The organism is Aliihoeflea aestuarii (genome assembly GCF_024105665.1).
Taxonomy (GTDB): Bacteria; Pseudomonadota; Alphaproteobacteria; order Rhizobiales; family Rhizobiaceae; genus Aliihoeflea; species Aliihoeflea aestuarii.
Map to the genome: position 1 here is coordinate 208,333 of NZ_JAAAMK010000006.1, position 6,974 is coordinate 215,306.

6 protein-coding genes are annotated in these 6,974 nt (G+C 62.5%); 3 read left to right on the top strand and 3 right to left on the bottom strand.

All coding sequences use genetic code 11. The annotated features are described in order from the left end of the window. Positions 1-6 precede the first annotated feature (6 nt). Positions 7-399 (top strand): GFA family protein, encoded by a 393-nt coding sequence (locus tag GTW25_RS14030; RefSeq protein ID WP_252912761.1) that lies wholly within the window; start codon positions 7-9, stop codon positions 397-399. On the opposite strand, the gene GTW25_RS14035 is transcribed toward GTW25_RS14030, so the two are convergent. The 3 genes from GTW25_RS14035 to GTW25_RS14045 form a co-directional block, all read right to left on the bottom strand. Continuing rightward, positions 396-2,018, bottom strand: coding sequence for an ABC-F family ATP-binding cassette domain-containing protein (locus tag GTW25_RS14035; protein WP_252912762.1), 1,623 nt, complete (start codon positions 2,016-2,018; stop codon positions 396-398). The genes GTW25_RS14030 and GTW25_RS14035 overlap by 4 nt on opposite strands. A 269-nt stretch (positions 2,019-2,287) precedes the next feature. Next, the gene (locus GTW25_RS14040; RefSeq protein WP_252912763.1) at positions 2,288-3,685 is read right to left on the bottom strand and encodes an aminotransferase; all 1,398 of its coding nucleotides are present in this window, start codon (positions 3,683-3,685) and stop codon (positions 2,288-2,290) included. A 99-nt stretch (positions 3,686-3,784) separates the two neighbouring features. Then, positions 3,785-4,147, bottom strand: a complete 363-nt coding sequence (locus GTW25_RS14045; protein WP_252912764.1) for a hypothetical protein — start codon at positions 4,145-4,147, stop codon at positions 3,785-3,787. Between the two features lie 171 nt (positions 4,148-4,318). Between GTW25_RS14045 and GTW25_RS14050 the strand changes: the two genes are divergently transcribed. Together GTW25_RS14050 and GTW25_RS14055 are read left to right on the top strand one after the other, a co-directional pair. Further along, positions 4,319-5,947 carry a fatty-acid--CoA ligase gene (locus GTW25_RS14050; protein ID WP_252912765.1) on the top strand — a complete coding sequence of 543 codons (1,629 nt, stop codon included), beginning with the start codon at positions 4,319-4,321 and terminating at the stop codon, positions 5,945-5,947. Positions 5,948-6,027: 80 nt separating this feature from the next. Further along, a complete protein-coding gene (locus tag GTW25_RS14055) occupies positions 6,028-6,816 on the top strand; it encodes a DUF1499 domain-containing protein (RefSeq protein ID WP_252912766.1) in 789 nt (262 codons plus the stop codon). Positions 6,817-6,974 lie beyond the last annotated feature (158 nt).

Here is a 6,974-nt window from a genome sequence, read left to right on the forward strand (position 1 = left end):
AAAACGATGGATCGATTCACAGGTGGATGCCGGTGCGGCAGTGTGCGGGTCGTGGCCTTCGGTCGTCCGTACCGTGTGGGCATCTGCCACTGTCTCGACTGCCGCAAGCATCATGGCGCGCTTTTTCATGCTTCGGCAATATTTCCCGAAAGCGCGGTGACGGTCGAGGGCGAGGCGCGAAATTATGCCGGACGGTTCTTCTGCCCACGCTGCGGTTCGCCCGTCTTTGGCCGATCGGGCGACGAGGTGGAGATCAATCTCGGTTCGCTCGACGCGCCCAACCAACTGACGCCGACCTACGAATTGTGGACCGTTCGCCGCGAGGCATGGCTGCCGCCGTTTCCGGTGAAGCGACGATATGAGCGCGATCGCGACGAAGCGAGCCGCTTCGAAGACTAGCTGCGCAGCCCCGGCGCTTCCTGCCCCGTGCGCTCGACATACTCGGTATAGCCGCCGCCATAGGCGTGGATGCCATCGGGTGTGAGTTCCAGCACGCGGTTCGACAGGGCCGCGAGGAAGTGCCGATCGTGGCTGACGAACAGCATCGCGCCCTCATAGCGCGAAAGCGCGTCGATCAGCATTTCCTTGGTCGCGATGTCGAGATGGTTCGTCGGCTCGTCGAGGACGAGGAAGTTCGGCGGGTCGAACAGCATGATCGCCATGACCAGCCGCGCCTTTTCGCCGCCGGACAGAACGCGGCACTTCTTCTCGACATCGTCGCCGGTAAACCCGAAGCAGCCGGCAAGGGCGCGCAGCGGTGCTTGCCCTGCCTGCGGAAATTCGTGTTCGAGTGCTTGGAGGACCGTATGCTCGCCGTCGATCACTTCCATGGCGTGCTGCGCGAAATAACCCATCCGGACGCTGGGGCCGCGCGCGACCGTGCCGTCGTCCGGCTCCGACGCGCCGGCGATCAGCTTGAGCAGCGTCGATTTGCCCGCGCCGTTGACGCCCATCACGCACCAGCGCTCGCGCCGGCGAACCTGAAAGTCGAGCCCCTCATAGATGGTGCGCGCGCCGTAGCTCTTGTGGACGTTCTTCAAGGTCGCGACATCCTCGCCGGACCGCGGCGCGGGCTTGAATTCGAAGCGCACCGTCTGCTGGCGCTTGGGTGGCTCGACCTTGTCGATCTTGTCGAGTTTCTTGACGCGGCTTTGGACTTGCGCGGCGTGGCTGGCGCGCGCCTTGAAGCGCTCGATGAAGGCGATTTCCTTGGCGAGCATGGCCTGCTGGCGCTCGAACTGCGCCTGCTGCTGGACTTCTGCGAGCTTTCGCTGCTCCTGATAGAAGGTGTAGCCGCCCGAATAGGAGGTGAGCGAGCCCGCATCGATCTCGATGATCTTGCCGACGATGCGGTTCATGAATTCGCGGTCGTGCGAGGTCATGAGGATCGTACCGTCATATCCCTTGAGAAAGTTTTCGAGCCAGATCAGGCTTTCGAGGTCGAGATGATTGCTCGGCTCGTCGAGCAGCATCGCGTCGGGGCGCATCAGCAGGATCTTGGCAAGCGCGACGCGCATCTTCCAGCCGCCAGAAAGCTTGCCGACATCGCCGTCCATCATCTCCTGGGAAAAGCCGAGGCCGTCGAGCACTTCGCGCGCGCGCCCATCGAGCGCGTAGCCGTCGAGTTCGTCGAACCGGCCCTGCACCTCGCCATAGCGGGTGATGATCTCGTCCATCTCATCGGCGCGGTCGGGATCGGCCATGGCGGCTTCGAGTTCGGCCATTTCAGCGGCGAGTACGCTGACGGGACCGGCGCCGTCCATGACCTCGGTGACCGCGCTGCGGCCTTCCATGTCGCCGACATCCTGGCTGAAATAGCCGATGGTCACGCCGCGATCGACGGCGACCTGACCCTCGTCCGGCATTTCCTGCCCGGTGATCATGCGAAAGAGCGTCGTCTTGCCGGCGCCGTTCGGGCCGACGAGGCCGATCTTCTCGCCGCGCTGGAGCGCTGCCGACGCCTCGATGAAGACGATCTGCTGACCGTTCTGCTTGGAGATGCTTTCGAGACGAATCATGGAAAAGTGGCCCTGCGGGAGAGTTTTGCGAAGGCCGTTTACGCGATGTGCGGGATCGGGGGAAGAGGCCGCAGAGTCGCGGGTTTGCTCGAGTCGGCAAGCTCGGCGGCACTTGACCGGTGAGGCATGGATTCCTGTGACGAGCACAGGAATGACGGTGGAGAAGTCTGATGCCAATCTCCAGCGTTGACGATTGGCATATCCCCTTGATGCCGTCATTCCTGTGCTCGTCACAGGAATCCATGCCTCTCCCCCAAAGCGGCGTACCGCTAAGCGGCCTTCTGCAGACCTTCCTTAGCCACCCACCCAGCGGCATCGGCCAGCGCCTTTTCGAAGCGGTCGAACAATTCGTTCAGCTCGGCCTCGTTGATGACCATGGGCGGGCAGAACGCGATGGTGTCGCCGATGGCGCGCAGGATCACGCCGTTGGCTTCGCAGAACCTTGCCGTCTGCGCGCCGACGCCGCTCTTCGGGTCGAAGGAACGCTTGGTCGCCTTGTCGGCCACGAGTTCGACGCCGCCCATAAGCCCGGAAAAGCGGACTTCGCCGACCAGCGGATGGTCCGCGACCTTCTTCAACCGTGCCTCGAACAGCGGTGAAATCTTGCGGACATGGCCGAGAATGTCGTTCTTCTGGTAGATCTCGATGGCCTTGACGCCGAGCGCGCAGCCGAGCGGATGGCCGCCATAGGTGAAGCCGTGGCCGAACGTGCCGATCTTCTCCGAATGGCTGACATAGGCGTCGTAGACGTCGTCCGGCACCAGAACGGCACCGAGCGGTGCATAGGCCGAGGTAAGCTGCTTGGCGGCCGAGATGGTCTTCGGCGTCATGCCCGTCGTCTGGCAGCCCCACCAATTGCCGGTGCGCCCGAAGCCATTGATGACCTCGTCGGAAATCATCATGATGTCGTGCTCGTCGAGCACTTTCTGGATTTCGGCGAAATAGGTCGCGGGCGGGACGAGGACGCCGCCTGCACCCATGATGGGTTCGGCGATCATCGCGGCGATCGTGTCCGGACCTTCGCGCTCGATCAAATCGCGCAGCGACTGGACGAGCCGGGCGACGAACTCGCTTTCGCTCTCGCCGTCTTTCCCGAAGCGATAATAATGCGGGCAATCGGTGTGCAGGACGCGGTCGACCGGCAGGTCCCAGCCGATGTGGTTATAGGGCAGGCCAGTCAGCGACGCGGCCATGATGGTCACGCCGTGATAGGCTTTCTGGCGCGAAATGATCTTCTTCTTGTTGGGCCGCCCGAGCGCGTTGTTCATGTACCAGGCAAGCTTGACCTGCGTGTCGTTGGCTTCCGAGCCGGACGAGGTGAAGAACACCTTGGAAATCGGCATCGGCGCGATTTCTTTCAGCTTCTCGGCAAGTTCGATGGCCGGCTCCATGCCCTTGGCGCCGAAGAGGTGATAATAGGGCAGGGTGCGAAGCTGCTCGGTCGCTGCCTCGACCATTTCCTCGTTCCCGAAACCAAGGCCGGCGCACCAGAGGCCAGACATGCCTTCGATATAGTCGCGGCCCTGCGTGTCGTAGACGAAGACCCCTTCGCCGCGCTCGATCACGAGCGGCCCCTGCGTCTTCAGCTTGTGCAACGGCGTATAGGGATGCAGCACCGCCTCGATGTCGCGGGTCTGAAGATTGGTGAGCGGTGGCTGGTCGAGCATGATGTTCTCCTGAATTGGCAGGAGACTAGCCAAGATCGTCAGGTCACAGAACCCCCGCACGCGCGTCTTCGATTGGTCCAGTGCCGCTGTGCCACTAGATCATGCGGCAACGGGCAGGGTGGCGGCCAGTCCTGCATAGGCGGGAATGAGCGTCGCGATGGGAAGGTCGGACTGGGACGCAGGTTCGATCGCGATCTCTTCGCCCCCGCTCTGGCGGACGATCAGGAAGTCGGCGGCTTCCCTGTCGGTCGTCACGACCGCCGCGACGTCGAGCACGGGGTCGAGGTCGATGCGCATGTGAAAAAGAAACTGCGCGGGCAGATCGTCTAGCGCGGCACGCACCCGCTCTTCGAAGGAAACGGCATCGCCCTTCTTGACGGCGTCGAGAATGGCGGCAGGCAGATCAAGCTCGGCTGACGCGGGCAGGGCTTTGGGCTTGGCGGACTTTTTCGCCTTCTTCATCGTTGAGATTCCATTTGTCGATGTGTCCCGCCTATGGCCACGCTCGTCGTCAATCGCGGCTCGAATAAGGCTGTGCCGATAGAGAATTTTTTCAATCTGTGAACGGGCTTAGCTCTGGACACGCACGCCTATCCGTCCAAGATTGCCGCTTGTTCGAACAGGGAGGTTCATATGCTCGGGCTGATGCAGGACTGGCCGCTTCTTTGCCACAAGATCATCGATCACGCGGCGATCCAGCACCCGAACCGGGAAATCGTATCGCGCTCCGTCGAAGGGCCGATCGTGCGCACGACCTACGGCCAAGTTCGCCAGCGCGCGCTGAAGGTCGCAAAGCGTCTCGACCGGGAAGGCTATCGCGAAGGCGACCGCATCGCGACGCTTGCCTGGAACACCGCGCGCCACCTTGAGGCCTGGTACGGAATCATGGGCATGGGCGGCGTCTATCACACGCTTAATCCGAGGCTGTTTCCGCAGCAGATCGTCTGGATCATGAACCACGCCGAGGACAAGGCGCTGTTCGTCGATCTCACCTTCCTTCCGCTTGCCGAAAAGATCGCACCGCTCGTGCCGTCGCTGAAACAGGTGATCGTGCTGACGGATGCGGCGAACCTTCCGCAAACGAGCCTGCCCAACGTCGTCGCTTATGAGGACTGGATCGGCGAGACCGACGATGATTATCGCTGGAAGGCGCTGGACGAAAAGGCGGCTGCCGGCATGTGCTACACCTCCGGCACGACGGGCGATCCGAAGGGCGTGGTCTATTCGCATCGCTCCAACGTGCTTCACGCCATGATCGCGTCCATGCCGGATGCGATGGGTCTGTCGTCGCGCGACACGATCCTTCCCGTCGTCCCGATGTTCCACGCCAATTCGTGGGGCCTTGCGCAATCCGGCCCGATGATCGGCTCCAAGCTCGTCATGCCGGGCGGACGAATGGACGGCGAGGCGATCTACGAGCTTCTGGATACCGAAAAGGTGACCTTCACGGCCGCCGTGCCGACCGTCTGGCTGCTTCTTCTCCAGCATATGGAAAAGAACGACCTGAAACTGCCGCACCTGAAAAAGGTGGTGATCGGCGGATCGGCCTGCCCGCGAGCGATGACGGAGAAATTCGAGAAGAACTACGATGTCGAGGTGATCCACGCCTGGGGCATGACGGAGATGTCGCCGCTCGGTTCGCTCTGCACGATGAAGCCCGAATACAGCGATACGACCGGCGACGCGCTCTTCGATGTCAAGCAGACGCAGGGATACGCGCCCTTCGGCGTCGAGATGAAGGTGACGGATGACGAGAACACGGAGCATCCCTGGGACGGCAAGACCTTCGGCCGGCTGAAGGTGCGCGGCCCGGCCGTGGCGGCCGCCTATTACGGAGGTGCGGGTAAGGAGCAGTTCGACGAGGACGGCTGGTTCGACACGGGCGATGTCGCCCATATCAATGCCAACGGCTATATGCAGATCACCGATCGCGCCAAGGACGTGATCAAATCCGGCGGCGAATGGATTTCGACGATTGATCTGGAGAACCTCGCCGTCGGCCATCCCGACGTGGCGGAAGCGGCGGTCATCGGCGTCGCGCATCCAAAATGGGACGAGCGTCCGCTGCTCGTCGTGGTCAAGAAGGAAGGCAAGGATCCGTCGAAAGAAGAATTGCTGGCCTTTCTGGACGGCAAGGTCGCCAAATGGTGGATGCCGGACGACGTGGCGTTCGTGGAGGAGATTCCGCACACGGCGACGGGCAAAATCCAGAAGACGACCTTGCGCGAGCAGTTCAGGGATTATCGCCTGCCGGCTGCGTGAAAATGGTGCGCGCGCCTCACGTCTTCGGCGCGGATCGGCTAGAAGCCTCGGGATGAGGATTCGCAAACGGGGCGGGTGAGATGGTGCAGTATGATCGACGCGGATATGCGCCGCAGGCAGCGCCTGCGCGCGGCGTTGCGTTCTTCGCCGGCGTGCTGTTCGTCCTGTCCACGCTCGCGCATCGTTTCGGCGCGATCGGCACGCCAGAGTTCCTTTGGGTGCTTGCCATCACCGCCGCGCTGGCGATTTTGTCGCTCCTGCTGGCAGGGCTGGCGCTGCGCCGCGTGTGGATCGAGGACGATGCGGGCGCCGGCGTTGCGTTCGCAGGGGTTCTTCTCGCCCTGCTTGTTCTCGCGCCTTTTGGCGTAGGGCTTTACGGAGCGGCAACCAATCCGCATCTGTCGGACGTTGCGACCGACCCGCTCGATCCGCCGCTCCTGACAGAGGCAGCCGCCCGGCGCGAAGGCGCGATGAACCGCGTGACGCCCATCACAGCCGACCAGGCAGCGTCGATCAGAACGGCCTATCCCGATCTCGTATCGCGCATCTACGACCTGTCGCTCGCAGACACTATACAAGCTGTCCTGCGCGTCGCCGCGGAGCGTGGCTTCGAGCCTGTCGCACGCGAAGATGCGGGCGCGACCGGGACGACGCTGGAGTTCACCGGCTATTCGCTGGTGGTCGGCTTTGCATCCGATATCGCGATCAGGTTGCGGCCGGATGGCATGCGCACGCGCGTCGACATGCGCTCTGCCTCGCGCTACGGCAGTCACGATCAGGGCGAGAATGCGCGCCGGATCGGAAACTTTCTTGACGCGCTCGATTACGATGTCGGCGTCATGCAGGGTGTGATCGTCGAGGAGGAGTGAAGGTGGCCATGTTTGCGCGGTGGATGTGGTGAGGCATGGCAACTGTGTTTTCAGGCGTATTGTTTTTGTTCGCGTTGCATTGCGTTGAGGACGGTGAGGAGTTTCCTTGCGACGGCGATGATGGCGAGTTTCTTGGAGCCGGATCTCGCGGCGATTGC

Bases quoted from the DNA above. Each gene is read 5' to 3' on its own strand.
- GTW25_RS14045 (WP_252912764.1), bottom strand. From the start codon at position 4,147: ATGAAGAAGGCGAAAAAGTCCGCCAAGCCCAAAGCCCTGCCCGCGTCA.
- GTW25_RS14035 (WP_252912762.1), bottom strand. From the start codon at position 2,018: ATGATTCGTCTCGAAAGCATCTCCAAGCAGAACGGTCAGCAGATCGTC.
- GTW25_RS14030 (WP_252912761.1), top strand. From the start codon at position 7: ATGGATCGATTCACAGGTGGATGCCGGTGCGGCAGTGTGCGGGTCGTG.
- GTW25_RS14040 (WP_252912763.1), bottom strand. From the start codon at position 3,685: ATGCTCGACCAGCCACCGCTCACCAATCTTCAGACCCGCGACATCGAG.
- GTW25_RS14055 (WP_252912766.1), top strand. From the start codon at position 6,028: ATGGTGCAGTATGATCGACGCGGATATGCGCCGCAGGCAGCGCCTGCG.
- GTW25_RS14050 (WP_252912765.1), top strand. From the start codon at position 4,319: ATGCTCGGGCTGATGCAGGACTGGCCGCTTCTTTGCCACAAGATCATC.